This window comes from Streptomyces africanus, from assembly GCF_030816955.1.
In the GTDB taxonomy this organism is placed as follows: domain Bacteria; phylum Actinomycetota; class Actinomycetes; order Streptomycetales; family Streptomycetaceae; genus Streptomyces; species Streptomyces africanus.
The window spans coordinates 8,792,840-8,819,499 of sequence record NZ_JAUSYP010000001.1 but is presented as its reverse complement, the minus strand read 5'-3'; the positions used below and the strand labels follow the sequence as shown (position 1 = coordinate 8,819,499).

At 72.2% G+C, this 26,660-nt stretch carries 26 protein-coding genes and 2 pseudogenes; 20 read left to right on the top strand and 8 right to left on the bottom strand.

Going from position 1 to position 26,660, the window contains the following annotated elements; genetic code table 11:
• Positions 1 to 187: 187 nt before the first annotated feature.
• Positions 188 to 1,522 (bottom strand): hypothetical protein, encoded by a 1,335-nt coding sequence (locus tag QF034_RS40155; RefSeq protein WP_307179571.1) that lies wholly within the window; start codon positions 1,520 to 1,522, stop codon positions 188 to 190.
• Between the two features lie 96 nt (positions 1,523 to 1,618).
• On the opposite strand from QF034_RS40155, the gene QF034_RS40150 reads away from it, so the two are divergent.
• Complete coding sequence (locus QF034_RS40150) at positions 1,619 to 2,233, top strand: P-loop NTPase family protein (RefSeq protein ID WP_307179570.1); 615 nt, start codon at positions 1,619 to 1,621, stop codon at positions 2,231 to 2,233.
• Between the two features lie 8 nt (positions 2,234 to 2,241).
• Positions 2,242 to 2,595 (top strand): annotated as a pseudogene (locus tag QF034_RS40145) (hypothetical protein); the annotation flags it as partial.
• Positions 2,596 to 2,667: 72 nt separating this feature from the next.
• Here the strand turns inward: QF034_RS40145 and QF034_RS40140 are convergent.
• A complete protein-coding gene (locus QF034_RS40140; RefSeq protein ID WP_150484855.1) occupies positions 2,668 to 2,904 on the bottom strand; it encodes a hypothetical protein in 237 nt (78 codons plus the stop codon).
• 342 nt (positions 2,905 to 3,246) lie between these two features.
• On the opposite strand from QF034_RS40140, the gene QF034_RS40135 reads away from it, so the two are divergent.
• Genes QF034_RS40135 through QF034_RS40110 form a run of 6 tightly spaced genes read left to right on the top strand, consistent with a single transcriptional unit; the run spans position 3,247 to position 8,682 of the window.
• Positions 3,247 to 4,848, top strand: a complete 1,602-nt coding sequence (locus tag QF034_RS40135; RefSeq protein WP_307179569.1) for an ATP-binding protein — start codon at positions 3,247 to 3,249, stop codon at positions 4,846 to 4,848.
• A complete protein-coding gene (locus QF034_RS40130; RefSeq protein WP_307179568.1) occupies positions 4,845 to 5,267 on the top strand; it encodes a roadblock/LC7 domain-containing protein in 423 nt (140 codons plus the stop codon). Before QF034_RS40135 ends, QF034_RS40130 begins: the two co-directional genes overlap by 4 nt.
• Positions 5,264 to 5,626: a DUF742 domain-containing protein gene (locus QF034_RS40125; RefSeq protein ID WP_307179567.1), complete on the top strand. Its 363-nt coding sequence runs from the start codon at positions 5,264 to 5,266 to the stop codon at positions 5,624 to 5,626. The genes QF034_RS40130 and QF034_RS40125 overlap by 4 nt, the downstream gene beginning before the upstream one ends.
• Entirely contained in the window at positions 5,598 to 6,224 is a 627-nt protein-coding gene (locus QF034_RS40120) for a GTP-binding protein (protein WP_307179566.1), read from the top strand. Before QF034_RS40125 ends, QF034_RS40120 begins: the two co-directional genes overlap by 29 nt.
• Positions 6,221 to 7,459 (top strand): cytochrome P450 family protein, encoded by a 1,239-nt coding sequence (locus tag QF034_RS40115; protein ID WP_307179565.1) that lies wholly within the window; start codon positions 6,221 to 6,223, stop codon positions 7,457 to 7,459. Before QF034_RS40120 ends, QF034_RS40115 begins: the two co-directional genes overlap by 4 nt.
• Positions 7,456 to 8,682: a cytochrome P450 family protein gene (locus QF034_RS40110; protein ID WP_307179564.1), complete on the top strand. Its 1,227-nt coding sequence runs from the start codon at positions 7,456 to 7,458 to the stop codon at positions 8,680 to 8,682. Before QF034_RS40115 ends, QF034_RS40110 begins: the two co-directional genes overlap by 4 nt.
• A 230-nt stretch (positions 8,683 to 8,912) precedes the next feature.
• On the opposite strand, the gene QF034_RS40105 is transcribed toward QF034_RS40110, so the two are convergent.
• Entirely contained in the window at positions 8,913 to 10,406 is a 1,494-nt protein-coding gene (locus QF034_RS40105; RefSeq protein WP_307179563.1) for a helix-turn-helix domain-containing protein, read from the bottom strand.
• Between the two features lie 172 nt (positions 10,407 to 10,578).
• Here QF034_RS40105 and QF034_RS40100 point away from each other — a divergent pair, with 172 nt between their 5' ends.
• The 5 genes from QF034_RS40100 (at position 10,579) to QF034_RS40080 (ending at position 15,751) form a co-directional block, all read left to right on the top strand.
• Positions 10,579 to 11,199 carry an L-threonylcarbamoyladenylate synthase gene (locus QF034_RS40100; RefSeq protein ID WP_243377919.1) on the top strand — a complete coding sequence of 207 codons (621 nt, stop codon included), beginning with the start codon at positions 10,579 to 10,581 and terminating at the stop codon, positions 11,197 to 11,199.
• 144 nt (positions 11,200 to 11,343) lie between these two features.
• Positions 11,344 to 12,099 (top strand): dienelactone hydrolase family protein, encoded by a 756-nt coding sequence (locus QF034_RS40095; RefSeq protein ID WP_307179562.1) that lies wholly within the window; start codon positions 11,344 to 11,346, stop codon positions 12,097 to 12,099.
• Positions 12,100 to 12,220: 121 nt separating this feature from the next.
• Positions 12,221 to 13,075: an MHYT domain-containing protein gene (locus QF034_RS40090; protein ID WP_307179561.1), complete on the top strand. Its 855-nt coding sequence runs from the start codon at positions 12,221 to 12,223 to the stop codon at positions 13,073 to 13,075.
• A 46-nt stretch (positions 13,076 to 13,121) separates the two neighbouring features.
• Positions 13,122 to 14,627: a metallophosphoesterase family protein gene (locus tag QF034_RS40085; protein WP_307179560.1), complete on the top strand. Its 1,506-nt coding sequence runs from the start codon at positions 13,122 to 13,124 to the stop codon at positions 14,625 to 14,627.
• An 89-nt stretch (positions 14,628 to 14,716) separates the two neighbouring features.
• Entirely contained in the window at positions 14,717 to 15,751 is a 1,035-nt protein-coding gene (locus tag QF034_RS40080) for an LLM class flavin-dependent oxidoreductase (RefSeq protein WP_307179559.1), read from the top strand.
• A 414-nt stretch (positions 15,752 to 16,165) separates the two neighbouring features.
• On the opposite strand, the gene QF034_RS40075 is transcribed toward QF034_RS40080, so the two are convergent.
• On the bottom strand, positions 16,166 to 16,930 hold the full coding sequence (locus QF034_RS40075) for a hypothetical protein (RefSeq protein WP_307179558.1): 765 nt from the start codon (positions 16,928 to 16,930) through the stop codon (positions 16,166 to 16,168).
• A complete protein-coding gene (locus QF034_RS40070; RefSeq protein ID WP_307179557.1) occupies positions 16,923 to 17,504 on the bottom strand; it encodes an RNA polymerase sigma factor in 582 nt (193 codons plus the stop codon). Before QF034_RS40070 ends, QF034_RS40075 begins: the two co-directional genes overlap by 8 nt.
• Positions 17,505 to 17,658: 154 nt before the next feature.
• On the opposite strand from QF034_RS40070, the gene QF034_RS40065 reads away from it, so the two are divergent.
• The 3 genes and pseudogenes from QF034_RS40065 to QF034_RS41765 form a co-directional block, all read left to right on the top strand.
• Positions 17,659 to 18,138 (top strand): cupredoxin domain-containing protein, encoded by a 480-nt coding sequence (locus QF034_RS40065; protein ID WP_307179556.1) that lies wholly within the window; start codon positions 17,659 to 17,661, stop codon positions 18,136 to 18,138.
• Complete coding sequence (locus tag QF034_RS40060; RefSeq protein WP_307179555.1) at positions 18,128 to 18,523, top strand: hypothetical protein; 396 nt, start codon at positions 18,128 to 18,130, stop codon at positions 18,521 to 18,523. Before QF034_RS40065 ends, QF034_RS40060 begins: the two co-directional genes overlap by 11 nt.
• 23 nt (positions 18,524 to 18,546) lie before the next feature.
• Positions 18,547 to 18,988: pseudogene (locus QF034_RS41765) on the top strand (transposase); the annotation flags it as partial.
• A gap of 169 nt (positions 18,989 to 19,157) precedes the next feature.
• Here the strand turns inward: QF034_RS41765 and QF034_RS40050 are convergent.
• On the bottom strand, positions 19,158 to 19,730 hold the full coding sequence (locus QF034_RS40050; RefSeq protein ID WP_307179553.1) for a dihydrofolate reductase family protein: 573 nt from the start codon (positions 19,728 to 19,730) through the stop codon (positions 19,158 to 19,160).
• Positions 19,731 to 19,812: 82 nt separating this feature from the next.
• The gene (locus tag QF034_RS40045; protein WP_307179552.1) at positions 19,813 to 20,787 is read right to left on the bottom strand and encodes a TauD/TfdA dioxygenase family protein; all 975 of its coding nucleotides are present in this window, start codon (positions 20,785 to 20,787) and stop codon (positions 19,813 to 19,815) included.
• Between the two features lie 184 nt (positions 20,788 to 20,971).
• Here QF034_RS40045 and QF034_RS40040 point away from each other — a divergent pair, with 184 nt between their 5' ends.
• Genes QF034_RS40040 through QF034_RS40025 form a run of 4 tightly spaced genes read left to right on the top strand, consistent with a single transcriptional unit; the run spans position 20,972 to position 25,600 of the window.
• Entirely contained in the window at positions 20,972 to 22,381 is a 1,410-nt protein-coding gene (locus tag QF034_RS40040) for an extracellular solute-binding protein (protein WP_307179551.1), read from the top strand.
• The gene (locus tag QF034_RS40035) at positions 22,378 to 23,334 is read left to right on the top strand and encodes a carbohydrate ABC transporter permease (RefSeq protein ID WP_307179550.1); all 957 of its coding nucleotides are present in this window, start codon (positions 22,378 to 22,380) and stop codon (positions 23,332 to 23,334) included. The genes QF034_RS40040 and QF034_RS40035 overlap by 4 nt, the downstream gene beginning before the upstream one ends.
• Positions 23,335 to 23,351: 17 nt before the next feature.
• Complete coding sequence (locus QF034_RS40030) at positions 23,352 to 24,206, top strand: carbohydrate ABC transporter permease (RefSeq protein WP_307179549.1); 855 nt, start codon at positions 23,352 to 23,354, stop codon at positions 24,204 to 24,206.
• Positions 24,203 to 25,600 carry a glycoside hydrolase family 32 protein gene (locus tag QF034_RS40025; protein ID WP_307179548.1) on the top strand — a complete coding sequence of 466 codons (1,398 nt, stop codon included), beginning with the start codon at positions 24,203 to 24,205 and terminating at the stop codon, positions 25,598 to 25,600. The genes QF034_RS40030 and QF034_RS40025 overlap by 4 nt, the downstream gene beginning before the upstream one ends.
• Here QF034_RS40025 and QF034_RS40020 read toward each other — a convergent pair.
• On the bottom strand, positions 25,563 to 26,627 hold the full coding sequence (locus QF034_RS40020) for a LacI family DNA-binding transcriptional regulator (RefSeq protein ID WP_307179547.1): 1,065 nt from the start codon (positions 26,625 to 26,627) through the stop codon (positions 25,563 to 25,565). The two genes, QF034_RS40025 and QF034_RS40020, sit on opposite strands and share 38 nt — an antisense overlap.
• Positions 26,628 to 26,660 lie beyond the last annotated feature (33 nt).

Sequence of the window (26,660 nt, the reverse complement as noted above, 5' to 3'; positions counted from 1 at the left end):
CGGCTCATGGCCGGCGGCCGACCGGGTCGGCGCCGCGAGCGGCCGCCCGGCCGGTCATGGCGGAACGCCCGGGTACCCGGTGGAGCGGGGTCAGTCACGTGCCGAGGGAAGCGCCGGTCGGCCCCGGGCAGTTTCCAGGGCCTGCCCCCCTTGGAGATGCACGATCAGGGCGTGAACCGGGGCCCGGTCAAGAACCGCTCACGCGTGCCGTCCCGCGCACCACGGACCAGACCTCCGCGAGGAGGGCCGGATGGTTCTCGCCGTACGCGGCGACGGCCGCGTACACCGCGTCGAGAGCCGCCCGGAGCGGGTCGGGTTCGGCGGCGCCGGTCACCGCGGGGAGGGCCATGTGCGGCTGCGACATCCGCAGGGACGGGTCCGGTGAGCCGAAGGTGACCGCCATGGCGTACGGGCCGGAGCCGGAGGCCCGCGGTGTCACCTCGGCGCACGGGCCGGAGTCGGAGGCCTGCAGGTTCGCCACGGCGGCCGCCGGGCCCACCACGGTCTGTGCGGCCTGTGCGGCGTCCAGGGGTTGCGGCGCGGGCGTGCCCGGGGACGCGGGCGGGCGGAAGGGCGGCCGCTCGGGCGGGACGGCCCTGCCTACCGTCCGGTCCGGGACCCCCGGGTCGGTGGCCAGGGTCTCCCACATGCGGGCGTCGTCGTCGAACGGCGGCGGCAGCGGACGGCCTTCGGACAGGGCCGTCAGCGCGCCCGCGACCCAGTCGAGGGCGGTGAGACCGGCCGCTTCACACGCCCGGCGGGCCGCGAACAGGGCCACCGCCCGCTGGGTGGCGGGGCCGGACGCGTCGATCGCGTGGACCAGGGCGGGGTCGAACTCCAGCAGGCCGCGGACGTTGCCGCCGACGTCACGCAGGGCCTGGCTGGGCAGCTGCCCGCCCCATTCCCATCGTTCGAAGGCGAGCCGGCGTTCCCGCTCCGCCGTTTCCTCGGCGAGGCGGGCCTGGCGTTCGGCTTCGGCGCGTTCGGCCGGGGTGGGAGGCGGCGGCAGTTCGCGGGCGTAGCGGTGCCAGTATGCGGCGACCTGCGAGGTCTGCTTCAGAACACGATCCGGCTCGGGCGCGGCAGGCCAGAACTGCAGGAGGTAGCAGTCGAGTCGGGGCTCGCCGTCCGTCCGGGTGTCCCGCTCGCTCGCCTGGTCCATGCCCTGGGCGCAGTACCGCACCCGGTAGTCGGTCTCCTCCAGATCGAGCTGCCAGGAGTCTCCCCCTCCCCATTCCACCAGCGCGCTGTCCGCCGACACCGGGCGGAAGGACACCTCCACCACGTCCTCCCAGGCCGGATCCAGCGGCGGCGCCTGCTCGTGCACCTCGACCGTGAAGCCCACCGAGCCGGTGTGCAGTCCGGTGTTCAGCCACAGGGCGCCCGGTGTCGCCGCCCCGCACAGTCCCGCACTCTGCCCGGCGAACGCCTCCGCGAGGCCCGGCCCGAAGCAGTCCGGATCGGTCTCGACGTAGATCTGGCCGTAGTGCACATGGGCCTCTCCCTCGACCGGTCTGCGCACGATCAGCTCCTTCTCGTCCGGGGATGGGATGGTGAGCTGTCGGCATCGTGGCATCCACCACTGACAATCAGAACGCGATCACGGGAGAGCGCAAGCATGCGGCACGTCTACTGGATCGGGGGCGGAAGCGGCGCGGGCAAGTCCACGATCGCCCGCCGGCTCGCCGCTCGGCACGGCTGGCGTCTCTACGCCACGGACGATGTGATGGGGGATCACGCCCGCCGGACCACACCCGACGAGGCGCCGCTGCTGCACGAGTTCATGGCCATGGACATGGACGAACGCTGGGTGAACCGGTCTCCGGAGACCATGCTCGAGACGTTCCACTGGTTTCGCGGCGAGGGCTTCGGGCTGATCGTCGAGGACCTGCTGCGCATGCCGCCGGACACCTGTGTCGTCGTCGAGGGCTTCCGGCTGCTGCCGCACCTCGTGCAGCCCCTGCTCCCCGGGCCCGGGCACGCCGTCTGGCTCCTGCCCACACCGGAGTTCCGGCAGGCCGCGTTCACGGGCCGGGCCGCGCCGGGCGGAAAGTTCACGGGGCGGACCAGTGACCCGGAGCGGGCGAACCGCAACATCGCCGTGCGGGACCACCTGTTCACGGAACGCCTCCGCGAGGAGACCGCACGCCTCCAACTGCCCACCGTCACGGTCGACCTCACGATGTCGGAGGACGAACTCGCCGAACGGGTGAGCGGGATTTTCGGGTTCTGACCCCGTACAGCGCGGACTCCGCCGCACGGCAGACCCGGCAGATCGCCTCGTCCGTCCTCGGCTCCGACTACAAGATCACTCTCACCGCGCTGCGTTCGACGCAGGACGAGTACGCCGCCTCGGTGCGCCTCCAGGTGTACCCGCAGTCCGACGGCGCCTGGAAGGAGTCGGACCGTGTGACCGTGGGTGACGTGGACGGCTGGTTCTGGTACCCGCTCACCGGCAAGGGCGCCGTCTGCGAGTTCTCGGCCGCGAGCACCGAGCCCGCGCCGCTGACGGTGAGCCTGCTGCGCACGCCGTCCCTCGGCTGCTCCGACCCGGCCGAGTACGTCGTGAAGGAGGGCAAGGTCTACGCCGGCTGAACCCTCCCGGACATGACAGGGCCCGGACGCCGCCGACCGGCGGTGTCCGGGCCTCGTGGCCCCGGTAGGGCCTCAGCCGCCGTTGAGGCGTGCGCGCAGGAGGTTCTTGCCCAGTTCGGCACCCTTGCGGCTGTCCGCCTGCGCCTTGCGGAACAGATCCGCGACCTCGGTGTCCTTGGCGCGCTCCGCGTCCTGGATGTAGCTCTCCAGACGCAGGGCGTTGTTCAGGCACGCCTCGACGTACCAGATCAGGTTGTAGTCCTTGTCCTGCGTACCGGTCACGCCGCCGGTCTCCGTCTCGCTGGCCATTCGGACCTCCTTCTTGCGGAGCGGACCTCTTCAGGCGCCGGACGGGTACCCGTCCTCCGGTCGGACACACAGCCCGCACGCATCACGTTCCGTGACCTTCCGGTCACGTTCTCGCCGGACGGGCGGCCGACCTGACGGTCAGACCCGTACGGACCACCAACTCCCCTCACCCGTACGGCAATACCGACAGTTGCCACAGAAGCGAACAGACGCTGGTCAGTTTCAGAACGAAGTGCCGTTCCACCGTGCGAGACCGGTCGATGACAGTGTGTACTGTGCTGCGGGTGGCTCGTGAGAGCACCTCGGACTCCGCCCTGCCCGACTCTCCCTGGACTCGACTCGATGATCGAATTACCGGACCTGGTCGTCGGCGGTCTCGCCGTCGGCACACTGTCCGCGTTCGCCCTCGGCGGCGGGTTGCTGCGCTCACGGCGGCAACTGGCCGCACAGCGCGCGAAGACGGCCGCTCTGCGGGCACAACTCGATGGCACCACACGGGCGTTCACGGCCGAGGTCGAGCACCTGGCGGCGCGGCGCGTGCCCGCCGCGGCCCGGCAGGCGGCCCATCCGCACGTCGCGGTGCCCGGCCCGCTCAGTCCGCAGCTCTCCGGTTCACCCCTGGGTCTCGCGCTGGAGCAGGTACTGAAGGGGCTGCACACCGAACTCGCCGCGCAGCGCACCCGGATCGACGCCGCCGCGCAGGCCGGGATGCGTGGGGCCACGCGGGAGATCCAGGCGGCGCTGTACCGGTTGCAGGACGCTCTGCGCGGTTTGCAACAGCGCTACGACGACCCCGAGTTGACGCAGACGCTGTTCGAGCTGGACCACGAGAACGAGCAGTCGCTGCGGCGCGCGCAGATCGCCGCGGTGGTGTGCGGGGCCTGGGTGGGGCTGGCCCGGGAGGAGTCCCACCTCGTGGACGCGGTGACGGGCGGTCAGGCCCGGCTCGCGGGCTACCAGCGTGTCCGGATCCACAACCACCTTCAGGCCGGGACGGCCCTGGTGTCCCACGCCGTCGAACCGGTCGCCATCATCGTCGCCGAGCTCCTCGACAACGCGCTGCGGCACTCCGCGCCCGACACCGAGGTCGTGGTCAACCTGGAGGTGGTCCACCACGGAGTCTGCGTCACCGTCGACGACGCCGGGCTGGGCATGACGCAGGACGAACGGGCCCGTGCCCAGCGGATGGTGGCCGGTTCCGAGCCGATCCTGCTCACCGAGCTCGGCGACCCGCCGCGCATGGGACTCGCCGCCATCGGCCGGCTGACCCGGCAGTTCGATCTGAGCGTGGACCTGTCCTCCCCGTCCCCGTACGGCGGTGTGCGGGCGGTGCTGCGGATCGACAGCCACCTGCTGACCCGCATCGATCCCGAGGAACTGCCCCCGGCGGCCAGCGCTCCGCGTTCGACGCGCAGGGCGGAGCGGGACACGGCGGGCGGTGCCGCCTCGTCCCCCGGTGGCGCGTCGTCCCACAGCGACGAGCCGGGCGTACCCGCCCCTGCCGCCCCGGCCTGCGAACCCGATCCGGCCCCAGCCCCCGCCTCCGGGAAGCCCGAGCAGCCGTCCGCCCCCACCTCACCCGACGATCACGGCTACGGCACTGACAAGGACGACCAGGACTCCGCCCCGGCCCCGGGCCACCACGGCCCCCGTGACAACGGCGGACTCCCCCAGCGGCGTCGCCGCAGCCGGGCCACGCCCCTGCCGGGCACCCCGGCCGGCACGCCCGCACCCGCACCGCAGCGCCGCCCGCGGCGTCCCGAGGAGTCCGCCGCCGCCCTCGGCGCCCTCCAGTCCGGCACGGCGGCCGCACGTTTCGCCGCCCGGCCGAACAACGGCGCCCCTCCAGCCGTACCTGAGGGTGCCCCGGCCGCGACCACGGCCGACGGGCCCGACGACACCGGCCGAGACCGGAACGACCACGAAGGGGGAACGGCTCGATGACCAGCCGCGCAACGGGGGACACGGCCTGGGTGCTCGAACCGGTTCTGGAGGTGCCGCACGTCCTGGCCGCCGTCCTGCTCACCCGGGACGGGCTCGTGACCGGCTACACCGACGCGCTGTCGCAGCCGTCGGCCGAGCGGGTCGCCGCCATCACCAGCACCGTGCAGGGCGCCTGCCGTACCGCGGCGGCGGCGTTCGCCGACACCGACCGGGCCGACATCCGGCAGGTGGTCATCGAGTCGGACCACGGCTATGTACTCATCGTGCCGACGGACCACGGCACCTGCGTGGCCGCGTACGGCGACCCCGAGGTGCGTCTGGACCTGCTCGCGCACCGGGTGCACTCGCAGGTCGCGCGGCTGGGTGAGAAGGCGATGGCCGCCGGGCCCCGAGGTGCCGACGGCGACACGCCGGCATGACCGGCCGCCGAGGCGGCCGTCCCCTGGTTCCCGCGTATCTGTCGACCGGCGGCGTGGCCCGGCCCAGCCGTTCCCATCTGGAGCGGCTGTCGGTCCTCACCGGCAGCGGCGAGCCGGCTCCCGCCGATCTGCCCGCCGCGCAGGCGGCCCTGCTGGAGGAGCTGGAGTACGGGTCGCTGACGGTGGTGGAGGCAGCGGCCCTGCTGCGGCTGCCCGTCTCCGCCGTGCTGGTGCTGGCCGCCGACCTCGTCGACCGTGACCTGGTGCTGGCCCGCGCGCCGATCCCGCCCGCCCGGCGCTTCGACCCCGACCTGCTGAAGAGAGTGGCCGATGGCCTCCGCGACCTCAAGCACCGTTGACGCCGCCTCGGGCGGCGACGGCATCCATCTCCCGGACACCGCCCGCGACCTGGTGAAGATCCTGGTCACGGGGCCCTTCGGGGTGGGCAAGACCACCCTGATCGGCTCGGTCTCGGAGATCCGCCCGCTGCACACCGAGGAGCAGCTCACCGAGGCGTCCGCGCAGGTCGACGATCTCGCCGGGGTCCGGGACAAGTCGACCACCACGGTCGCCATCGACTTCGGCCGGATCAGCCTGCCGGGCGGCATCGTGCTGTATCTGTTCGGCACGCCCGGCCAGGAACGGTTCCGGTCGCTGTGGGACGACATCGCCCATGGTGCGCTCGGCGCGCTCGTGCTGGTCGACGCCCGCCGGATCGACGCCTCGTTCGACGTGCTCGGGCTGGTCGAGGAGACCGGGCTGCCGTACACCGTCGCCTTCAACACCTTCCCGGACGCGCCCCGGCACCACACGCCCGAGCAGTTGCGCGCCGCCCTGGACCTGGAACCGACGACCCCGATGGTGACCTGCGACGCGCGGGAGGCGAACTCCTCTATCGACGCCCTGCTCGCCCTGGTCCAGCACCTGATCGACCACCGACCCGCGGAGTACCGGTGACCCACCCGTCCCCTGCCGAGCAGGCCTTCTCCCGCGCGGCGCCCGTCCGCTTGTGGGAGGACGGCTTCGCCCGCGACCCCCGCCCGTACTACGCCGCCCTGCGCGCCCAGGGCCCGGTCGGCTGGGCGGAACTCGCGCCCGGTGTGCCGGCGTACGTCGTCACGGACCGGCGGGCGGCGCTGGATCTGCTGCACGACGCGCGGAACTTCTCGCACGATCCCCGGCCGTGGCAGGCGACCGTGCCCGACGACTCCCCCGTGCTCGGGATGATGCGCTGGCGGCCCAACACCCTGTTCGCCGACGGTGCCGCTCACATCCGCTACCGCACCACGCTGATCGACGCCTTCGACCTGGTGGAGCCGCACGACCTGCGGGACCGGGTCCACCGGGCGGTGCATCTGCTGGTGAGCAGGATCGGCCCGCGGGGCGAGGCCGACCTGGTCGGCGAGTTCACCCGGCCGTTGATGGCGCTGGTGTTCAACAGCCTGTTCGGCCTGCCGGACAGCGCGAGCGACCGGCTCGACGCCGCGCTGGGCAAGCTGATCGAGGGCGGCGCCCAGGCGGCGGAGGGCGAGGCGGAGTACGCCGGGTACGTGCTGGAGCTGATCGCGGCCAAGACCGAGCGGCGCGGCGACGACCTGCCGAGCTGGCTGCTGGACCATCCGGCGGGGCTGACCCCCGAGGAGGTCACCTGGCAGGTGTTCCTCACGCTCGGCGCGGGACACGAGCCGACGGCCAACCTGGTGTCCAACGCCCTGTCCAGGATCCTCGGCAACCCGGCCTACTACTCGACGCTCACCAGCGGCGCCCGCCCGGTGACGGACGCGGTGCTGGAGGTGCTGCACCACGAGACGCCGCTCGCCAACTACGGCATCCACTACGCCCGCACGCCCGTCACCTTCCACGGCGTGTGGATCAGGGCCGCGGTGCCGGTGGTGATCTCGTACGGGGCGCTGGCGCAGGCCACCGAGCAGGAGCGCGGCGCGGACCGGCACCCGGGCGACGCCTCCCACCTGTCCTGGTCGGCGGGCCCGCACGCCTGCCCGGTCAAGCAGCACACGCTGCTCATCGCCACCGAGGCGATCGAACGGCTCACGCAGTGGCTGCCCGACCTGGAACCCGTGCTGCCCCGCGAACGTCTCACCTGGCGGCCCGGCCCGTTCCACCGCTCGCTGACGGCGCTGCCCGTCCGTTTCACTCCCCGCTCCCCCGATCAGCCAGGAGGACGACCGTGACCGTGACCGACCGCATCGCACTCGACCCCTTCGGCGCGGACATCGCGGGCGAGTACGCCCGGCTGCGCGCCCTCGGCCCGATCGTGCCCGTGGAGCTGCCCGGCGGCATCCCCGCCTGGGCGCCCACCCGCTACGACACGCTGAAGCAGCTCATCCTCGACCCGCGGGTCAGCAAGGACCCGCGGCTGCACTGGCGGCTGTGGCCCGAGATCGGCGAGCACCCGTCCTGGGGCTGGATCGTGAGCTGGGTGGGCGTGGTCAACATGCTCACCGCCTACGGCGCGGACCACACGCGGCTGCGCAAGCTGGTGGCGCCCAGCTTCACGCACCGGCGCACCGAGGCGCTGCGGCCCCGGGTGGAGGCGATCACCGCGGAGCTGCTGGACGCGCTCGACGCGGCCGGCGCCGAGGTCGTGGACATCAAGGAGGGGCTCGCCCAACCGCTGCCGATGCGGATCATCTGCGAACTGTTCGGTGTGCCCGACGAGTTACACGGGGACACCGCCCGGATGATCGCGGCCCTCATGGACACCACCGACCCGAGCCCGGAGCACGCGGCGTCCGTCCAGCGGCAGATCGGCACGGTGCTGCCCGCGCTGATCGCGCACAAGACCGCGCACCCCGGTGACGACCTGACCACCGAGCTGATCCGGGTCCGGGACGAGGACGGCGACCGGCTCAGCGACGAGGAGCTGCTGTACACGCTGCTGCTGGTCATCGGGGCCGGCTTCGAGACCACCGTCAATCTCATCGGCAACGCTGTCGTGGCCCTGCTGCGCCGCCCCGAGCAGCTCGCCGCCGTACGGTCCGGGGAGATCGGCTGGAACGCCGTCGTCGACGAGACGCTGCGCGCCCACCCGTCGATCGCCTCGCTGCCGCTCCGGTTCACCGTCACGGACCTCACCGTCGGCGACGTCACGATCCCGGCCGGAGACGCCATCCTCACGACGTACGCCGCCGCGGGGCTCGACCCCGAGCACTACGGGCCGGACGCCGGCGTCTTCGACGCCACGCGCGCCGCAGACGACCATCTGGCGTTCGGGATCGGGGTCCATCGCTGCATCGGGGCACCGCTGGCCCGCCTGGAGGCGCTGACCGCTCTGCCGGCGCTGTTCGACCGGTTCCCCGGCCTGAGCCTGGCCGCCGGTGACGAGGGCCTGCGGCAGGTGGCGTCCTTCATCGCGATCGGCTGGCAGGAGATTCCCGTGCGGCTGCGCCGCTGAGGCAACAGGAGGGCTGCCGCCCCGCAGGCAGCGCGCGGGAGCGCGACCGGTCCCCCGTTCCGGTCGAGCCCCCGCGGTTCGTCGAACCTACGTCGCCGGCCGAGGCCTTGTGAATCGCGCCGATGCCCGTTGCGCGCTCAACAGGGCTCACCCGTGCACAGCGGAGTCCGGATGGCCCGGTTTCGTCCCGCCGGGACCTGGCCAACCGGTTGCCCATGCGGCACAGCCGGTCAGTCGTGGCGGCGGAAAGCCGGCAGATCGAGGTCACCGACGGCCAGGTGGGCCAGCACGACCTCGTACAGGTCGGTGCCCGCGGCGAGGAGTTGGCGTTCCAGGACGGGTTCGGCGCTGCGGACGTGTTCGCGCACGGTCTGCGGGTGCATGCCCAGCGCCTGCGCGGCCCGTTCGGCGTTGCCGCCGGCGGTGATCCAGGCGCGCAGCGTCCGGCGCGGGTTCCTGGCGTCCGCGTCCAGCCGGCCGAGCAGGCCCTGGGCCCAGGTGCGTACGGCGGGACCGGTCAGCAGGTCGGAGAGCCGGAGCGTGGAGTTCCCGGTGTCGTCGGGGTACTGGGCGTCGGGCAGGCCGATCTGGGTGTTGAGCGCCAGGTGGACGACGGCCCGGACCGCGAGATCGGCGAAGTCGGTGCCGAGCAGGGTCTCGACGCGTTCCATGCGGGCGCGGACGGTGTTGCGGCTGACGCCGAGGACCTTGGCGGCGTTGACGGCGGTGAACTCCAGGCCGAGGCGGGTGGTGGCGAGGAGTTCGGCGCGGGTGTGGTGCGGCAGGGTGTCGAGCGGGCGCAGCACCCGGGCCGTCCAGCCGCGCAGCGCCTGCGGGTCCATGAGGCGCTCGGGACGGGTGCGCTCGGCGTAGACCGCCGTCTTGTCGGGCCGGAAGTGGGCCACGGCGAGGGCGCTGACGGCCTGTCCGTACGCGGTGGCGGTCCGGGCGAGGCTCTGCCGGACGCTGCCGCCGAGGAAGATGTCCGGGTGCCGGCCGACCAGGGACCGCAGGGTCTCGCCGGCGGTGTCGTGGGGGCTGACGACGATCACATGACCGTCCATGGCCGGACAGCGCACGACCAGGGCGTCCTCGCCGGTGCTGTCCAGGCACTCCTCGGCGATGCGGTCGCGTACGGCGGCGTCGGACTCGACGACGTACACGCACGCCGTGTCGGCGTCGAGCAGTCCGGGCCAGAGCCCGGCGGCGACGCGGCGGGCGGCGATGGTGTCCTCGACCATCAGCAGTTGCAGGATGGCCAGGCGCAGGTCGGAGGTGGCCCGTCGGAGCCGGTGCCCGGCCGCGGTCGACTCGCGCGCGGTCAGCAGGAGCTCGATCACCTGGGCGGTGTGGGTGACGACGTCGGCGGCCCGACGGTCGAAGGGGGTCTCGCGGGAGACGGCCAGGACGCAGGTGTGGGACGGGTGTTCCACCCTGACCAGGCGCTGGTGGCGCTCCTGGCTCTCCCAGGCGGCGGAGGCGATCCGGCCGGCGGTGATGTCCGTGACGAGGCCCTCGTCCAGCGGGAGCCGGGTTCCGGCGATGAGGTTGCCGGCGGCGTCCTGAAGGGCCACGGATCCGCGCACGGCGCCGGCGAGCCAGCCCACGACCCGGCGCACGTCGCGCCCCGCCGGGCGCAGGTGGTCGAGCAGTTCCTCCGCCCACGCCGGGCCCGGCCCGGCCGGTGTCCGCTGCTGCCGGTTCCCGTCCTCTCGGCCAGCCACCTCGGCCTTCCCCTCGTTGCCCGCGCCGTCTCCGGCGCACCGGTCGGGGACGTTACCCCACACGTCCCGCGCTCTCGTCCCGGGCATCCCGGGCGGACCCGCCCGGCGCCCGCCCGCAGGCCGGCACCCCGCCCTGCGCCACCGCACCGCGCGGGCGGCATAAGCTCGACGGATGGCGAAGTACTACGACGTGCACCCCGACAACCCCCAGCCCCGCACCATCGGCCAGATCGCCGACAGCATCCGTGCGGACGCTCTTGTCGCCTACCCCACGGACTCCTGTTACGCACTGGGCTGCCGCCTGGGCAGCCGTGACGGCATCGAGCGGATCCGTACGATCCGCAAGCTGGACGACCGGCACCACTTCACTCTCGTGTGCCAGGACTTCGCGCAGCTCGGGCAGTTCGTGCGGATCGACAACGACGTGTTCCGCGCGATCAAGGCGTCGACGCCCGGCAGCTACACGTTCATCCTGCCCGCGACGAAGGAGGTGCCGCGCATGCTGCAGCACCCCAAGAAGAAGACGGTCGGCGTGCGGATCCCCGACCATGTCGTCACCCAGGCCCTGCTCGCCGAGCTCGGTGAGCCGCTGCTGTCCAGCACCCTGCTGCTGCCCGGCGAGGAGGAGCCGATGACGCAGGGCTGGGAGATCAAGGACCTGCTCGACCACGTGCTGGACGGGGTGGTCGACTCCGGTGACTGCGGCACCGAGCCGACGACGGTGATCGACTTCTCCGGCGGGGAGGCCGAGATCGTGCGGCACGGCGCGGGCGACACGTCGCGGTTCGAGTAAAGGGCGTGCCACGGGGCGTTCACAGCCGTGCCGTGTGCGGGGGGTGGGCGAAATGCCCCGGGAAGCGGCGTGTCACGATGCCCGTGATCCGCCCGGCTCACGCGGACGGGTTCCTGGCCGACACCGCAGAGAGGCAGCCCAGTCATGACCGCCGTACAGGGAACCGCTGTCGACATCCCCACCGAGGACGGCACCGCCGACGCGTATCTGGCACATCCCGCCGACGGGGCCGCCCACCCGGGGGTCCTGCTCTACATGGACGCCTTCGGACTGCGTCCGCGGCTGCGGTCGATGGCCGACCGGCTGGCCGGCGAGGGCTACACGGTGCTGGTGCCCAACGTGTTCTACCGGCACGGCCGCGCCCCGCTGTTCGAGCTGCCCGAGTTCATCGACCCGGGGGCGCGGCCGGAGGTCTTCGAGCGCATCATGCCGGTCATGCAGGCCCTGACGCCCGAGCTGGCGATGCGGGACGCCGGTGCCTATCTGCGCCGGCTGGCCGAGTCGCCCGCGGTGGCCGACGGTCCGGTCGCGCTGACCGGTTACTGCATGGGGGCGCGCCTGTCGCTGCTCACGGCCGGGACCTACCCGGAGCGGGTCGCGGCCGCGGCCGGCTTCCACGGCGGGCGGCTGGCGACGGACACACCGGACAGCCCGCACCTGGTGGCCGGCAAGGTCACCGCCGAGCTGTACTTCGGCCACGCCGACCAGGACCCCTCGCTGCCCCGGGAGCAGATCGAGCGCCTGGAGGAGGCCCTGACCGCGGCGGGCGTCCGCCACCGGTGCGAGGTGTACACGGGCGCGCCGCACGGTTTCACGCAGTCCGACACCGCGTCGTACCACAAGGAGGCCGACGAGCGGCACTGGGCGGCTCTGCTCGACCTGCTGAAGCGCACATTCTGACCTCAATCGACCCCTGGCCGACAGGACTTGCCGTCCTACCGACGGTAAGGGCTTGCTTTACCACGATCCCTGCGCGTAGACCTTGCGGAACATCAGGCAGGACTCGGGGGGAGTTGGGCTCATGGAGGGCACGGTCGACGGGTTCCGCTACGGTGCGGTGACCCCGGTGGCGGCGTATCTGATGGCCTGTCTGGGAGGGGCGCTGGGGCTGCGGTGCATCGTGCGCTCGCTGCTGAACACGCGGTCCTGGAAGCCGGGTTGGCTGGCGTTAGGCGCCGCCTCCATCGGGTGCGGGATCTGGACGATGCACTTCATCGCCATGACCGGCTTCCACGTGGAGGAGACCCGGGTCCGTTATGACGCGGCCACGACGGTGCTCAGTCTCGTCGTGGCCGTCGCCGTTGTGGGCATCGGCGTGTTCATCGTCGGCTACCGCGGCCCGGGCCGGGGCCCCCTGGCGGTCGCGGGTGTCGTCACCGGACTGGGGGTGGCGGCCATGCACTACCTGGGCATGGCCGCGATGCGGCTGCACGGCGACATCGGCTACGACCCGGTCGGCGTCGTGCTGTCCGTGCTGATCGCCATCGCCGCCGCGACCGCCGCGCTGTGGTCGGCCGTCACGGTCCGCGGCCTGGTGACGAGCCTCGGGGCGAGCCTGGTGATGGGCGTGGCGGTGTCCGGGATGCACTACACCGGCATGGCCGCCGTCAGCATCCAAGTGCACGACACGACCGGCGGGACGTGGGAGGGCGATTCGGCCCTGTCGCTGCTGCTGCCGATGCTGCTGGGACCGGTCGTCTTCCTGCTGCTGGCCGGGGTCGTGATCATGTTCGACCCGCTGCTGGTCCACGGCGAGCGGGCCGGGAACCGGAAGCCCGCCCCGCACGCGGGCCGCTCCGCCGACGTCCGGGTCGCCGGCGCCGTTCCCGCGCCGCGCACTTCGCGGCACGACACGGACTCGCCCTCCCACCGCTGAACGACCCGCCTGCGGACGGCTCGAAGATCATTGTTACCGTGCAGCGGTGTCTGACTCCTCACGCCACACTGCCGAGGGCGCCGGCTGGGGCACCGCCGAACGCGGCGCGTACCGGCAGTTGATGCCGCAGCAGGTCGAGAAGATCTCCTGGCTGGACCCGAGAATGCTGTGGGCCGCCCGCAACGGCGTGCTGGCCTCCTGGTTCGGGGATCCGACCGGCCGCACCCGCGGCCGGTGGGTGGCACAGCGCGCGGCCGCCGGCGCACCGGCGGACAAGGTGATCCGGCGCGACGACCCGGACCGCTTCTCGTTCCTGGTCATCGGCGACACCGGCGAGGGCGACGACCCCCAGTACGCCGTCGTGCCGGGCCTTGTGAAGACCGGTCAGGACACCAGCTTCGCCGTACTGGCCAGTGACGTGATCTACCCGGTGGGCAGCGCGGACGACTACGGCACCAAGTTCTTCCGCCCGTACCAGGACTACCAGGCGCCGATCTACGCGATACCCGGCAACCACGACTGGTACGAGGACCTCGGCGGCTTCATGCGCGTCTTCTGCGACGACGCCCCGCCGCTGCCGCCCGAGCCCCGGCCGCGCCGGCTGACCCGGGCCTGGCTGCGGTCCCTGCTGTGGCACCGGCCGCGACCGGACGACGGTCACGACCTCGCCGAGGCCCGGAAGTTGCGCCCGGCACCCGCCCAGCAGGCCGTCCAGCCGGGCCCGTACTGGGCGATCGACGCCGGAGGGGTGCGGATCATCGGCATCGACACGGGCCTGCTGGGCACCCTCGACGCCGAGCAGGGCGCCTGGCTGCGCGAGGTCTCCCAGGGGCCCCGCCCGAAGATCCTGGTCACCGGGTCGCCCCTGTACGTGGACGGCAGGCGCGAGCCGTGCGCCATCGAAGGGGGCGGCACCGTCGACGACATCGTCCGCGACCCGGAGCACCACTACGTGGCGGCGATAGGCGGCGACATCCACAACTACCAGCGCTACCCGGTCCGGCTGGACGACGGACGCACCATCCAGTACGTGGTCGCGGGCGGCGGCGGGGCGTTCATGCACGCCACCCACACCATCCCCCGCGTCAACGTCGCGAACGTGACCGAGCGGGAGTTCCGCTGCTATCCGCTGCGCGGCGACTCCCTCGCCTTCTACAGCCGGCTCTACGGCCGCAGGCTGCGCATGCCCCGCTTCTTCACGCTCACCGAGGCGGAGGCGACGGCCGTGATCGCCGAGCGCCTGGGCATCCCGCCGACCCGCGTCCCGGGCGCGGCCACTCGCGTCACCCGGCGCGTCCGGCTGGTCGCCGGGCTGCTCGGCACCGGCCGCCGGCCCGACCGGGCCAGGCGGTTCCGGCTGCCGGTGCGCAAGATCTACACATCGCTGTTCTCGCCGGGCTCGGCGACGTACAGCCCGCCGTTCTTCAAGTGCTTCCTGCGCCTGGACGTCTCCCCGGAGTCGGTCCGGCTGCGCTGCTTCGCGGCCACCGGCAACCGCGCCCAGGAACTCGCCCCGCCGGTCGAGGACGAGGTGACGATCCCACTGCGCTGACCCGCGGGAACCGGTGCGGCGGGAACAGTACGGGCCGCGGCCGGGTTGACACAGCCGTAGGCCATTGAACGTTCAACGATGGAGGGCTCGTGTCACCGACCCCACGACCGCTGCGCAAGCTGGGCTTCCTGACCATCGGGCTGTTCGACGAGGCGGATCCGCGGCGCGGCCACGAGTCCACGCTGGAGATCATCGAACTGGGCGAGCGGCTCGGCTTCGACAGCGCGTGGGTGCGCCACCGTCATCTCCAGTACGGCATCTCCTCCCCCGTCGCCGTCCTGTCCGCGGCCTCGCAGCGGACCCGCCGGATCGAACTCGGCACGGCGGTCATCCCGCTCGGCTGGGAGAACCCGCTGCGCCTCGCCGAGGACCTGGCCACCGTCGACCTGCTGTCCGGGGGCCGGCTCAATCCGGGCGTCAGCGTGGGCCCGCCGATGCACTTCGACCAGGTCAAGGGTGCGCTCTACCCGGACACGGCCGACGCCGAGGACTTCGGCTACGGGCGGGTGGAGCGGCTGCTGGACGCCGTGCGGGGCGAGCCGGTGACGGACTTCAGCGGGACGGAAGGGTTCGAGACCTTCTCCGACCGGGTGCAGCCCCACTCTCCCGGCCTGGGCCGCCGCCTGTGGTACGGCGGCGGCAGCCTCCGGTCCGCCCGGTGGGCCGGCGAGCACGGCATGAACCTGCTCACCAGCAGCGTCGTCAAGGCCGAAGGCCCCGACGGGCCCCACGACTTCGCGGAGATCCAGCTCTCCCACATCCGGGCGTTCCGCGCCGCGCACCCCGACGGCGAGGCCGCCCGCGTCTCACAGGGTCTCGTCGTCATCCCCACGGACTCCGCCTCGCCCGGGCAGCGCGCCCGCTACGAGAAGTACGCGGCCGAGCGCACGCCCCGTACGGCCGCGCCGCAGGGCCCGGCGCGGCTGCTGTTCGCGCCGGACCTGGTGGGCACGTCGGAGGAGATCGCCGAACGGCTGCACGCGCACGCGGCGTTCCGGGAGGTGGACGAGGTCGCGTTCGCGCTGCCGTTCACCTTCGAGCACGAGGACTACGTCCAGATCCTCACCGACATGGCAACGAGGCTCGGCCCGGCTCTGGGCCGGCGAGCGGGTACTCCAGTGTGACTTCGTGATCTCGTGCCGCATCACTGCAACGCGGGTCGGCGCTTACCGTCCTTGCCGACGATCACCCCCGGCGGCGTCGTGGTGAGCACGGGTGGTCGTGGAGTTCACGCCGCGATCAGGACCTCCAGCAGGGCGGTGAAGCATCTCCGGTCACTGTGCGCCCGTCCTGAACCGCCATTCCCGTCGTCCACCCGAAGGGCGGGCCCGGCGGTGTCCGGTGCGTGCGCTCGCAAGGCGCCGGAGCCGCCCTCGATGAGGGCCCCCGCGCGAGGTCGTCCGAGCGTGAGGGAGGAGCCACGTGGGCGATTCGGCAACGCGGCGAGCCTGCGGACCAGGCGCCGCCGAGCAGACGGGATCCGGACGCCACGTCTGGCGCCGCTGACCGAACCGGAGGGGCATGGGGGTGATGCGCGGTCACTGGTTCTGCCGTGCGTCGAAGTGGGCCGTGGCCAGGACAGAGCCGTCCGCGGCCAACAGCCGGGCACCGGACACCGTGTCCGGGTCGACATGCGTGGGGGCTCCCCAGTAACCCTGGCCGGCGTCGTCCAAGGAGAACTCCCCGATGTGGACCGACGTGCCGTCCGTACGGTCCAGTCGGCAGCTGACCTTTCCGGCCTCCGGGTACACGTCGCGCGGGCCTGCGGCCTCGGACTGGTCTCGGGTCGGGAAGTCGGATCCGGACCCGTCCCGGCCGAGGTGGACCGACATGTAGACCCAGCCCGGAGATCCGGTATAGGTGAAGATCCGGCCCACCGGGCGGTGGTCGGGGGCCTCCAGAGACGCTGCGAGCAGGCCGTGCTCCGAGCCGGGGGTCTCCGAACTCCATGAGGAGGGAGCCGAAGCTCCCTCGATGGCCGTGCCGACGGCCCAGCCACCGAAGCCGAACCCGAGGGCGATCGCGGCGGCGACCGCCACGCCGGCCCGTGGTCGCCGCCGTCGTGGCGGCCGGTTCAGGCCCAGCCCGTCCGTCACCCGTGTCTCGAAGCCGGCGGGTGGCTCGCTGCCCGGGAGGAGAGAGAGCAGTCCGTCGCCGACGAGGGTCAGCTGCTCGACCTGCTCCCGGCAGGCAGGACAGCGGTCCAGATGGGCGATGGCCTCGGCGCGCTCCTGACCGGGGAGGATACCCAGCGCCAGCTCGTCGGCGACGGCCCTCAGCCACTCGCAGTGCCTGTCAGTCATGATCGGCTCGCTCGGGTCCCAGAACCTTCCGCAGTTTCCCCATCGCCGTCCTGATCCGTGTCTTCGCCGTGCCCAGGGGGATCCCTTCGAACTCGGAGATCTGCCGTGCGGTCATCCCGTAAATTCCGGCCATGACCACGGCACGCGCCTGCTGGCGCGGTAGGCCCGCCACCGCGGCCCGTATGCGGGATGCCGCCTCGTCGGCCAGTGCCCACTGTTCGGGCGTCCGGGTCATGATGCCGAGCAGAGCGTCGAGGTCCTCGGGGGAGACCGGGGTCGCGTTGCGCGCGCGGACGGCGTCGATCGCCAGGTTGTGCGTGATGGTCCCCAGCCAGGTCTTCACCGATCCGCGCCGGGAGTCGTAGACCTGCGCATGACGCCAAGCCCTTTCGAAGGTCTGCTGGGCGATGTCCTCGGCGAGCTGGGGGTCGTCGACGACAGCGATGGCGATACCGAAGACCATGCGCTGGAACCGGCGGACGAACGCCAGAGCGATCTCCGGGGCGCCGGTCGCCATTCCCGCCAGCAGCGCCTCGTCCGAGAGCTGTCCGAGTGGTGGGCCCGATCTCCGCATACCAGTGGATACGGCGAACCTCGCCGAACGGATTCCCCCGGTTCCACGCGGGATCACCGCCCCATTCTCCCGCTGATACCCGCTTGCCGGAAATCCCCTGGCGCGGTCCGTCCGTACCTCTGGACAGGAATGTTTTCTCATGGAGGGCCGAGACATGGCGACGACGCTCATGACGCTCGTGCGCAGGAACGTCGGGCCCGGGCTGGCCGCTGGAGCACTGGCGGGCATCCTCGTGGCGTGCGGAGGCGGAAACGGCAACGGTGGTGGCTCGACAACGTCAGCCCCGGAACAGAGTGGCAAGCCGGAAACCACCCAGGTGGACGTGAAGCTGGTCGACTTCAAGATGGAGCTGTCCGAGAGGACGGTGCAGGCGGGTACCCACACCTTCGTCGTCAAGAACGACGGTCATCACGACCACGCCATGGAGATCGAGGGCTCCGGAACGGAACAGAAGACGCGGACGCTGGCACCCGGAGAGTCCTCGCATCTCACCGTCTCACTGAAGGACGGCAAGTACGAGGTCTACTGCCCTGTCGACGGCCACAAGGACCTGGGCATGAAGACCGAGCTCACCGTGGGCGGAACCGCCTCAACGGGCAGCGACACCCACACGAGCAACGGCCATGGCTACTGAGCGCACCGGCGCGCTCATCGCCCTCCGGCTGGCCACGGCGGGAACGGCCGTGGCCATGGGCGCGATCCACCTCCACCTCTGGTACGACGGCTACCGATATCTGGACACGATCGGCATGCTGTTCCTGTTCAACGCGATCGGGGCCGGGCTGCTCGCGTTGTCGCTGCTGATCACGCCCACCCGCCTCCTGGCCGTCCTCGCGACGCTGGGAACGCTCTTCGCGGCCGGCTCACTGGTGGCCCTGATCGTCAGCCTCACCTCCGGTCTCTTCGGATTTCGGGAGGCTCTCGACGCGAACCTGGTCAAGCCGACCCTCGCCGTCGAAGCCGCAGGGTGCGTTCTCTTGGTGGCGCTGGCCTTGCTGAGCAGACGCGAACGGATATGACCGATGAGTTTCCGATGCCACGCGGCACCGCCGGCCGGATCGAGAACACCCAGGTCGGTGTGTTCCTCGCCTTCGCCTCCAACAGAGGACCGGCACTGATGGACCGCCGGCTCTGCCTGCCCGAACACTCCTGGCCAGGACACCGAGCGCCGCTCCCGAGCCGGGATCCCCGACCGAGTGGGGTTCCCGACCAAGCCCACCCTGGCCGGGCAGATGATCGCGCAGGCACAGGACGCCGGGAGCATCGCCTCCCGGGTGACCGCAGACGAGCCATACGATCACGACCCGGGCCTGCGTGCCCTGCTGGAGTCCCGCCGGATCGGTTAGGTCCTGGCCGTCACCTGCAGAACGCGAGTGCGGATCAACCACGGGCAAACCGCCGTCCGCGCGGACACCGTCGCCGGCCGCCTGCCCGCCTCGGCCGGGCATCGGCAGAGCGCCGGAGCCGGGGCGAAGGGACCGCGCCGGGACCAGGTGCACCGGGGGCACGCGGGGACGGCCAGGCCCAGAGGGAACAGCCTCGCGGGCACCTGGCCCGCGAGCAGGGTGAGAAGCCGTTGGCCATCCTGGTCACGGCGGGCCGACGGGCGGGCCGCGTCCCAGCACCCGTCACCCGCGTCAACAACCCAGCGCGTCACTGCACCTGGCGCGCCACCCGGTGGCGGAGGTAGACGACTCGCGAGCTGAAGGTGCGGGTCTCGACAAGTTCGAGATCCACCCGGCGCTCGGCTCGAGGAAAGAACGGAATGCCACCGCCGAGCAGCACCGGGTAGACCATGGCCCGGTACTCGTCGATCAGACCCGACGCGGCCGCCTCGGCGGCGAGAGTCGCGCCGCCGATCGCGATCTCGCCCTCCCCCGGCTCGGCTCGCAGCCGCTCGATCTCCTCCGCCAGGCCGCCGGAGGCCAGGCGGGCATGGCCCTGTACCGCCGACAGCGTGGTGGAGAACACCACCTTCGGGAGCGGCTTCCAGAGCGCGGCCCACTCGAGCTCCGCGTCGTCGAGCGATGCATTCTGGTCGGCGGTCTCCCAGTACAGCATCGTCTCGTACAGCCGTCGTCCCATCAGATGGACGCCGACGTCCCGGATCTCGTCGATCCAGAAGCGGAAGACGTCCGCGTCGGGCACCGTCCAGTCGATGCCGCCGTCCGGCCCGACGATGTAGCCGTCCAGTGAGACGCTCATCGAATAGGTCACGCTGCGCATGGGTGTCCTCCTCGGCAAGGGGTTCGACAGTACGACCACGGGACACCGCGAAACTCATCGCGACTCGCGGATCGCCTTCGTGTCACCAGCGGCCGGGTGCGGTCCCGGTGATCGGCTCCGACGCCCTGCCGTCCACCCCGACGGGCACGTCCCCGGCGAGCATCACCCGGTGCATGATCCGCGGGTGGTCGAGGTGTCCTGTGTCGCCGGGAGCCAGGTGCATCGTGGCGCGGTTGTCCCAGAACGCCACGCTGCCCGGCTCCCAGCGGAACCGGACCGTGTACTCGGGCCGGACCGCCTGCTCCAGCAGCATCTCCAAGACGGCGGCGCTCTCGGGCCGGGAGAGGCCGGCGATCTGCTCGACGTAGTAGCCGTTGACGTAGAGGATCCGCTCGCCCGTCTCCGGGTGCACGCGCACCAGGGGGTGCAGCGAGGCGACCTGGCGGTCCAGCAGGTGGCGGACGTAGGCGTCGTCGCCGGGCCGGGGCTGGTAGCCGACGCCGAGCCGGTGCTCGGCCCGCAGCCCGTCGGCGAACTGCCGCAGCGGCGCGGAGAGCCCGGCGTACGCCGCCGCGAGGTTCGACCAGCTGGTGTCGCCGCCGTAGGGCGGCACGGTCTCGGCGCGCAGGATCGTCGCGGCGGGCGGGTCGACGCGGGCGCCGTGGTCGCAGTGCCAGCCGCGCAGCAGGGTGTGGCGGCGGCGCCGCAGCCACTCGTCGTGCTCCATGCCGAACCGACCGCCCAGTTCCAGCCGGTCGGCGGTCGTCTCGATCTCGGGGAAGTCCGCGGGTGAGGCCTTGCCGCGCCGCGGCAGCACCACCGTCTCACCGAACCGCCGCGCGAACGCCACGTGCCCGGCGTGGTCCAGCCGCTGCCCCCGGAAGAACACCACCTTCCACCGCAGCACCGCCGCCCTGATCGCGGCGACCACGGTGTCGTCCAGGTCCGCGGCCAGGTCGACCCCGCTGATCTCGGCGCCGATGTGTCCGGCGACCGGCTTCACCTCCACCCCGGTCTCCCGCACCGCCTCGTCCGTCATCGGGCTGTCCGTCGTCATGCGCACTCCGCTGGTCGTGGGCGTGGTCGTGGCTACCGGAAGATCGTGACAGCGATCTCCGGCCGGGGCGACACCGCAGGACCTAACTCGTTAAAGAACAGGCCATGGAGCGTCTTGACAGGCCTGGGCGGCCCTCACATCATCTGGGGCATCACTCCTCGACTAACACGAGTTAGGCCTCACGATGACCGACTCGCACCTCACTCGCCGCGCCCTGTTGCGCTACGGCGCCTACGGCGCGGGGGCCGCCGCTCTGGCCGGCACCGCCGCGAGCTGGGACCGGCTGACCGGTGCCGACATCCCCGGCCGTGACGACGGCTCCCTCGTCGTCGCCACACTGGGCCCCGCCTACGGGCCGGAGGCCATCCGCACGCTCCGCGAGGGCTTCCGCGAGCTGCACCCCGACATCAAACTCCAGATCAACGCCGTGCAGGCCGTGGACTGGTCGGACTTCTTCGCGAAGATCCTCACGCAGGTGGCCGCCGGCACCGCCCCCGATCTGGTCTACGTGGCCACCGAGGGCGTGCAGCTGTTCGCGCAGCGGCTCGGCGTCGCCCTGGACACGTGGGTCAAGCGGGACGCGGCCGAGCTGAAGGAGTACTTCGCCGACGTCCACCCGTCGCTGGTGGAGTCGATGATGTACGAGGGCAGCCTCTTCCAGCTGCCGGTGGAGTTCAACGCGGCCGACATGTACCTCAACCGCCAGGTGCTGCGGCGGGCCGGAGCGGAGTACCCGCCGGCCGACTGGACCCGCGACGACTTCACGGCGCTGCTGCGGCACATGAAGCAGGCGAGCGGCTCCCGCTTCACGCCCTACTTCTGGACCAACCGGCTGTGGGGCGGCGTGGTGCCCTGGCTGTTCGCGAACGGCACCAATCTGCTGGCGGAGTCCAAGGCGCCCGGCGGCGCGTGGCTGTGGGACTCCTTCTATCCGGCCGAGCAGCGCAGGGGCCGCGGGAGCGGCTTCCGGTGGACGACGCCGCAGGCCACGCACGACCGGGTGGAGGAGGTCTACGACTACCTCGCCTCCCTCGTCCGGGACGACCTGTGCACCCGCCCCGAGGGCGGGAACGGACAAAACCTCATCGGCGTGTTCTCCACCGGCCGGGTCGGGGTCACCCCGGCGGGCGGCTTCTGGGCGGGCGGCCTGCACCTGGCGGGGATGGACCGGGACGGGTTCGACGTGCAGTACTTCCCGCGCTGGCGCGCCCAGCGCATGCAGTACGGCGCGGCGGGCTACGCGCTGCTGCGCACCTCGAAGAAGCAGGAGGAGGCCTGGGAGTTCATCAAGTACGCGGCCCGCAGAGACACCCTGACGCGGCTGTTCACGACGAACCAGACGACCCCGGCCCGCCGCTCGATGCTGACCGCCGACCGCTACGGGGAGACCGGCCCGGCGCACTGGCCGGTCTTCTACGACACCCTCGACCGGTTCCCCGACACCGGACCGATTCCGGCGCCGCCGCAGGTCGCCGAGGTCGAGCAGCTGCTGCTCAAGCACACCGGCACGGCCCTGGCCTCCCCGCGCTCGGTGCGTCCCGCGCTGCGCCGGTTGCAGGGCGACCTGGAGAAGGCCATGGAGCGTGACGCATGACGAACACCCGGACACCGCCCGCGCGAACCGAAGGGCCCGAGGCCCGGCCCGCCGAGGACGCACCGCGTCCCGCGGCCCGTGACCGCGGCACCCGGCTGCTGGCCACGCTGTTCCTGGCCCCGACGATCGTCGGCATCGTCGTCTTCACGGTCGTCCCGATCGTCGGCTCGGTGGTGCTGAGCCTCTTCCACTGGAACGTGATCGACTCGCCGCGCTTCGCCGGCGGCTCCAACTACGGGGCGGTCTTCGGCGACGAGACCGTGCTGGTGTCCTTCCGCAACACCCTCGTCTTCATGGTCCTCGCGGTGGCGCTGCAACTGCTGGTCGCCCTGGCGCTCGCGCTGACGCTGAACGGGCGGATGCCCCTGTGGCTGCGGTCGGTGTTCCGCTCGGCGTTCTTCTTCCCGCTGGTGCTGTCCGCCGCCTCGATCTCGGTGGTGATGAAGTACCTGTTCAACCAGGACTTCGGGGTGGTCAACTGGCTGCTCGGCTTCGTCGGGATCGCGCCGGTGCCGTGGCTGACGTCGGAGAACGCGGCGATGGTGACCGTGGTCCTGGTCTACGTGTGGCAGCAGTTCGGCTTCTCGTTCCTGCTGTTCGTCGGCGGTCTGAACAACATCCCGAAGGAGATCCACGAGGCGGCCGCGCTGGACGGCGCGACCGGCCTGCGCAAGCACCTCAGCGTCACGCTGCCGCTGCTGTCGCCGACGCTGCTGGTCGCCTCGGTGGTCGGCATCATCAACGCTCTCCAGGTCTTCGAGCAGCCGTACGTCCTGACCAACGGTGGTCCCGGCGACTCGACCCGCACGGTCGTGATGGTGATCTACGAGACCGCGTTCGAGCAGCTCCGCTTCGGCGAGGCGTCCGCGGTGGGTGTGCTGCTGTTCGTGCTGATCATGGCGGTCACGGCCCTCCAGTTCCGGCTCAGCCGGCGTTTCGTCCACTACCAGTGAGCCGGGTGAGTCTTCCCATGAGCCAAGCAACCCTGTCCTACAGCCGTGTGCGGCACGGGCTGGCGCCCTGGGCCCGGATCGCCGGGCTGACGGTGTGCGCCCTGCTGACCCTCGGCCCGGTCGTGTGGACCGTGTCGACCTCGTTGCGCACCCCCGCGGAGGCGTTCGACCTGCCGCCGCAGCTCATCCCGGCGCACCCCTCCACCGAGGCGTACCGCGGGGTGTTCGACCAGATCGACGTCTGGCTGCTGGCGTTGAACTCCACCTTGGTCACGGGGCTGATCGCGGTCGGCCAGATGATCACGGCGGGGCTGGCCGGATACGCCTTCGCCCGCCTGGAGTTCCGCTTCAAGAAGCCGCTGTTCGCCCTGGTTCTCGCGACGATGATGGTGCCCTTGCAGGTCACGATCGTGCCGGTGTTCCTGGTCCTGAAGTCGATGAGCCTGACAGACACCCTGCTCGGGCTGATCATCCCGGCCTTCCCGACGGCGTTCGGCACGTTCCTGATGCGGCAGTACTTCCTGGGCATGCCCAAGGACCTGGGCGAGGCGGCGATGCTGGACGGCGCCGGGCCCTGGCGGACGTTCCGGTCGGTGTACGCCCCGCTGGCCGCGCCGGGCCTCGCGATCGTCGGTGTGCTGGCCTTCAACTACCACTGGAACGAGTTCTTCCGGCCGCTGATCCTCGAAACGTCGGGGCAGAACTACACGTTGCCGCTGGGGCTGGTCTCCCTCCAGGGCAACCTCGGCACCGGCTCCATCTCGGTGGTGCTCGCCGGTGTCGTCCTCTCCATGATCCCCGCCGTCGCCGTGTTCGTCGTCGGCCAGCGCCCTCTGCGTGAGGGCATCACGTCCGCAGGAGTCAACCGTTGAGCCTCGGCGCTCCCCCGCAGGACCCGCACGCCCCGCGCTTCAGGGTCCGCCCGCCCGCCAACTGGATGAACGACCCCAACGGCCCGTTCTACTGGCGGGGCCGCTACCACCTGTTCTACCAGCACAACCCCGACGCCCCGGTCCACGCGAACGTCCACTGGGGCCATGCCTCCAGCCCCGACCTCGCCCGCTGGGAGCACCACCCGATCGCCCTCGCGCCGACTCCGGGCGGCCCGGACGAGGCGGGCTGCTGGTCCGGGTGCGTGGCCGACGACGGGGGCGTGCCGACGGCCGTCTACACCGGCGTCGGCCGCGACCACAGCGGGCTCGGCACGGTCTGCCTGGCCCGGGCTGCGGATCCGGACGACCCCGCGCTGACCGACTGGACTCCCCTGCCCACTCCGGTGGTGACGGGCCCGCCCGAGGGCCTGGACGTGGTGATGTTCCGCGACCCGTTCGTCTTCCGGCACGACGGACGGCGCTGGGCCCTGGTCGGCGCCGGCCAGGCCGACGGCACGGCGTCGGTGCTGCTGTACGACTGCGACGACCTGACCGACTGGCGCTTCGCGGGTGTGCTCCTGGACGGCCGGGACCCGGCCGCCGCGGCGGCCTTCGGCGACCGGGCGACCGGCTGGGAGTGCCCGCAGCTGTACGCGACGCGGGGCGGGGAGTGGGTGCTGGTCGTGTCCCTGTGGGACGGCGACCCGTGGACCACCGGTTATCTGACGGGACGTCTGGACACCGGCCCCGCTCCGACGGACCTGCGCTTCTCCGCCCGGGCGGGCGGCCGGCTCGACCACGGCCGCGACTTCTACGCGCCCGCCGTCCTCCAGGAGCCGGATAGGGCCTTGATGTGGGGCTGGTCGTGGGAGGCCCGCGAGCCGGGCGAGGCGGACTGGGCCGGCGTCCTGACCGCGCCCCGGGTCGTCGACGTCCATCCGGACGGGGCGCTGCGGGTGGCTCCGACCCCGGAACTGCACCGCCTCCACGCCGCCGCACCCTTCGTCGTCGCCCCGGGCCGGGTCGCGGCGCCCCTCGCCTACGACCTGACGGTCAGCGCCCGCGCTCACGCCACGGTGAGTCTCCTGCGGTCGTCCTCGGGCGCCGAGCTGACGGTCCGGCTGGCCCCGGACACAGGCACCGTGACACTCGACCGGGGCGACTGGCCGCGCGGGGAGGCCGAAGCGGCGGCGCCGGTCGTCGTGCGGGTGCCGCCGCGGGGGGAGCTCACGGTGCGTGTCCTCGCCGACGGCTCGCTGTACGAGCTGTTCGTCGGCGACCGGGCCATGGTCACCGAGCGCGTCTACCACCGGCCCGATGACGTAAGGGAGTTGAGCGTGCCGTCCGGCGTGGCCGTCACCGGATGGGAGCTGGTCCCACCGACGCGCGGCTGATCACCGGGCAGGCCAGGCGCCGCACGGTGGCGGGCGGGGTCCGGCCGGTGGCGATGGCGTCGAGCAGGAGCCGGGCGGCGGCCTCGCCCATCGCCCGGTGGGGCAGCGCGACGGTGGTGAGGGGCGGCGCGAGGTACGCGGCCATGTGCTCCTGGTCGTCGTAGCCCACCACCGACAGGTCGCCGGGTACGGCGATGCCGAGCCGGGTCGCAGCGTGCAGGACGCCCGCCGCGACCCGGTCGTTGTAGGTGAAGATCCCGGTGGGCCGACGGTCGGCCGGGGTGCCGTCGAAGAGGCGGACGGCACCCTCGTAGCCGCCGGAGATCTCCCCTCCGGTCCGTACGATCCAGTCCCTGGGGACGGTGATGCCCTCGGCGCGCAGCGCGTCGCGGAAGCCGCGCAGCCGCTCCGCGGAGGCGATGTCGTCCTGCCCGCCGACGAGTGCGACCCGCCGGTGCCCCTGCTCCAGCAGCAGCCGGGCCGCCGTGCGGCCGCCGGCGCGCTCGGCGGGGATGACGGCGGGCAGCGAGTCGTCCGCGGGCAGGCAGTTGGCCAGCACGGAGTGGGTGCGGTGCAGTCCCTCGGGGACCCGGACGCGGCGCAGGGACATGGCCGCGTAGATGATGCCGTCGACGCGCCGGTCGAGGAGCTCGGCGACCGCCGCGTCCTCCTTGGCCGGGTCGCCGCCGGAGTCGACGGTGAGGACCAGGTGCTCCCCGGCCCAGGCGGTGTCCATGGCGCCGCGCAGCAGCCGCCCGGCGAACGGGGAGGAGGCGATCTCGTCGGTGACCAGGCCGATCACGGCCGTACGGCTGCGGCGCAGGCCGCGGGCGACGGGGTCGGGCCGGTAGCCGAGCTGGACCGCGGCCTGCCGGATGCGCTCCTGGGTGGCGGGCGAGAGGTTGCCCTCGGCGCGACCGTTGAACACGAAGGACACCGCGGTGTGCGACACGCCGGCGAGCCGGGCGACGTCCCGCGAGGTGGGGCGCCGCGGTCGTGCCGCCGGCTTCTCCTCGGCGCTGTCCATGCCGTCCGCCGCCCTCATCCCCCACCCGTCCGG

What these genes read in the sequence shown, in the direction of transcription:
- QF034_RS40150 (WP_307179570.1), top strand. Translation starts at nt 1,619, where the DNA reads ATGCGGCACGTCTACTGGATCGGGGGCGGAAGCGGCGCGGGCAAGTCC.
- QF034_RS40140 (WP_150484855.1), bottom strand. Translation starts at nt 2,904, where the DNA reads ATGGCCAGCGAGACGGAGACCGGCGGCGTGACCGGTACGCAGGACAAG.
- QF034_RS40135 (WP_307179569.1), top strand. Translation starts at nt 3,247, where the DNA reads ATGATCGAATTACCGGACCTGGTCGTCGGCGGTCTCGCCGTCGGCACA.
- QF034_RS40130 (WP_307179568.1), top strand. Translation starts at nt 4,845, where the DNA reads ATGACCAGCCGCGCAACGGGGGACACGGCCTGGGTGCTCGAACCGGTT.
- QF034_RS40125 (WP_307179567.1), top strand. Translation starts at nt 5,264, where the DNA reads ATGACCGGCCGCCGAGGCGGCCGTCCCCTGGTTCCCGCGTATCTGTCG.
- QF034_RS40120 (WP_307179566.1), top strand. Translation starts at nt 5,598, where the DNA reads ATGGCCTCCGCGACCTCAAGCACCGTTGACGCCGCCTCGGGCGGCGAC.
- QF034_RS40100 (WP_243377919.1), top strand. Translation starts at nt 10,579, where the DNA reads ATGGCGAAGTACTACGACGTGCACCCCGACAACCCCCAGCCCCGCACC.
- QF034_RS40095 (WP_307179562.1), top strand. Translation starts at nt 11,344, where the DNA reads ATGACCGCCGTACAGGGAACCGCTGTCGACATCCCCACCGAGGACGGC.
- QF034_RS40090 (WP_307179561.1), top strand. Translation starts at nt 12,221, where the DNA reads ATGGAGGGCACGGTCGACGGGTTCCGCTACGGTGCGGTGACCCCGGTG.
- QF034_RS40075 (WP_307179558.1), bottom strand. Translation starts at nt 16,930, where the DNA reads ATGACTGACAGGCACTGCGAGTGGCTGAGGGCCGTCGCCGACGAGCTG.
- QF034_RS40070 (WP_307179557.1), bottom strand. Translation starts at nt 17,504, where the DNA reads ATGCGGAGATCGGGCCCACCACTCGGACAGCTCTCGGACGAGGCGCTG.
- QF034_RS40065 (WP_307179556.1), top strand. Translation starts at nt 17,659, where the DNA reads ATGGCGACGACGCTCATGACGCTCGTGCGCAGGAACGTCGGGCCCGGG.
- QF034_RS40060 (WP_307179555.1), top strand. Translation starts at nt 18,128, where the DNA reads ATGGCTACTGAGCGCACCGGCGCGCTCATCGCCCTCCGGCTGGCCACG.
- QF034_RS40050 (WP_307179553.1), bottom strand. Translation starts at nt 19,730, where the DNA reads ATGCGCAGCGTGACCTATTCGATGAGCGTCTCACTGGACGGCTACATC.
- QF034_RS40045 (WP_307179552.1), bottom strand. Translation starts at nt 20,787, where the DNA reads ATGACGACGGACAGCCCGATGACGGACGAGGCGGTGCGGGAGACCGGG.
- QF034_RS40040 (WP_307179551.1), top strand. Translation starts at nt 20,972, where the DNA reads ATGACCGACTCGCACCTCACTCGCCGCGCCCTGTTGCGCTACGGCGCC.
- QF034_RS40035 (WP_307179550.1), top strand. Translation starts at nt 22,378, where the DNA reads ATGACGAACACCCGGACACCGCCCGCGCGAACCGAAGGGCCCGAGGCC.
- QF034_RS40030 (WP_307179549.1), top strand. Translation starts at nt 23,352, where the DNA reads ATGAGCCAAGCAACCCTGTCCTACAGCCGTGTGCGGCACGGGCTGGCG.
- QF034_RS40020 (WP_307179547.1), bottom strand. Translation starts at nt 26,627, where the DNA reads ATGGACAGCGCCGAGGAGAAGCCGGCGGCACGACCGCGGCGCCCCACC.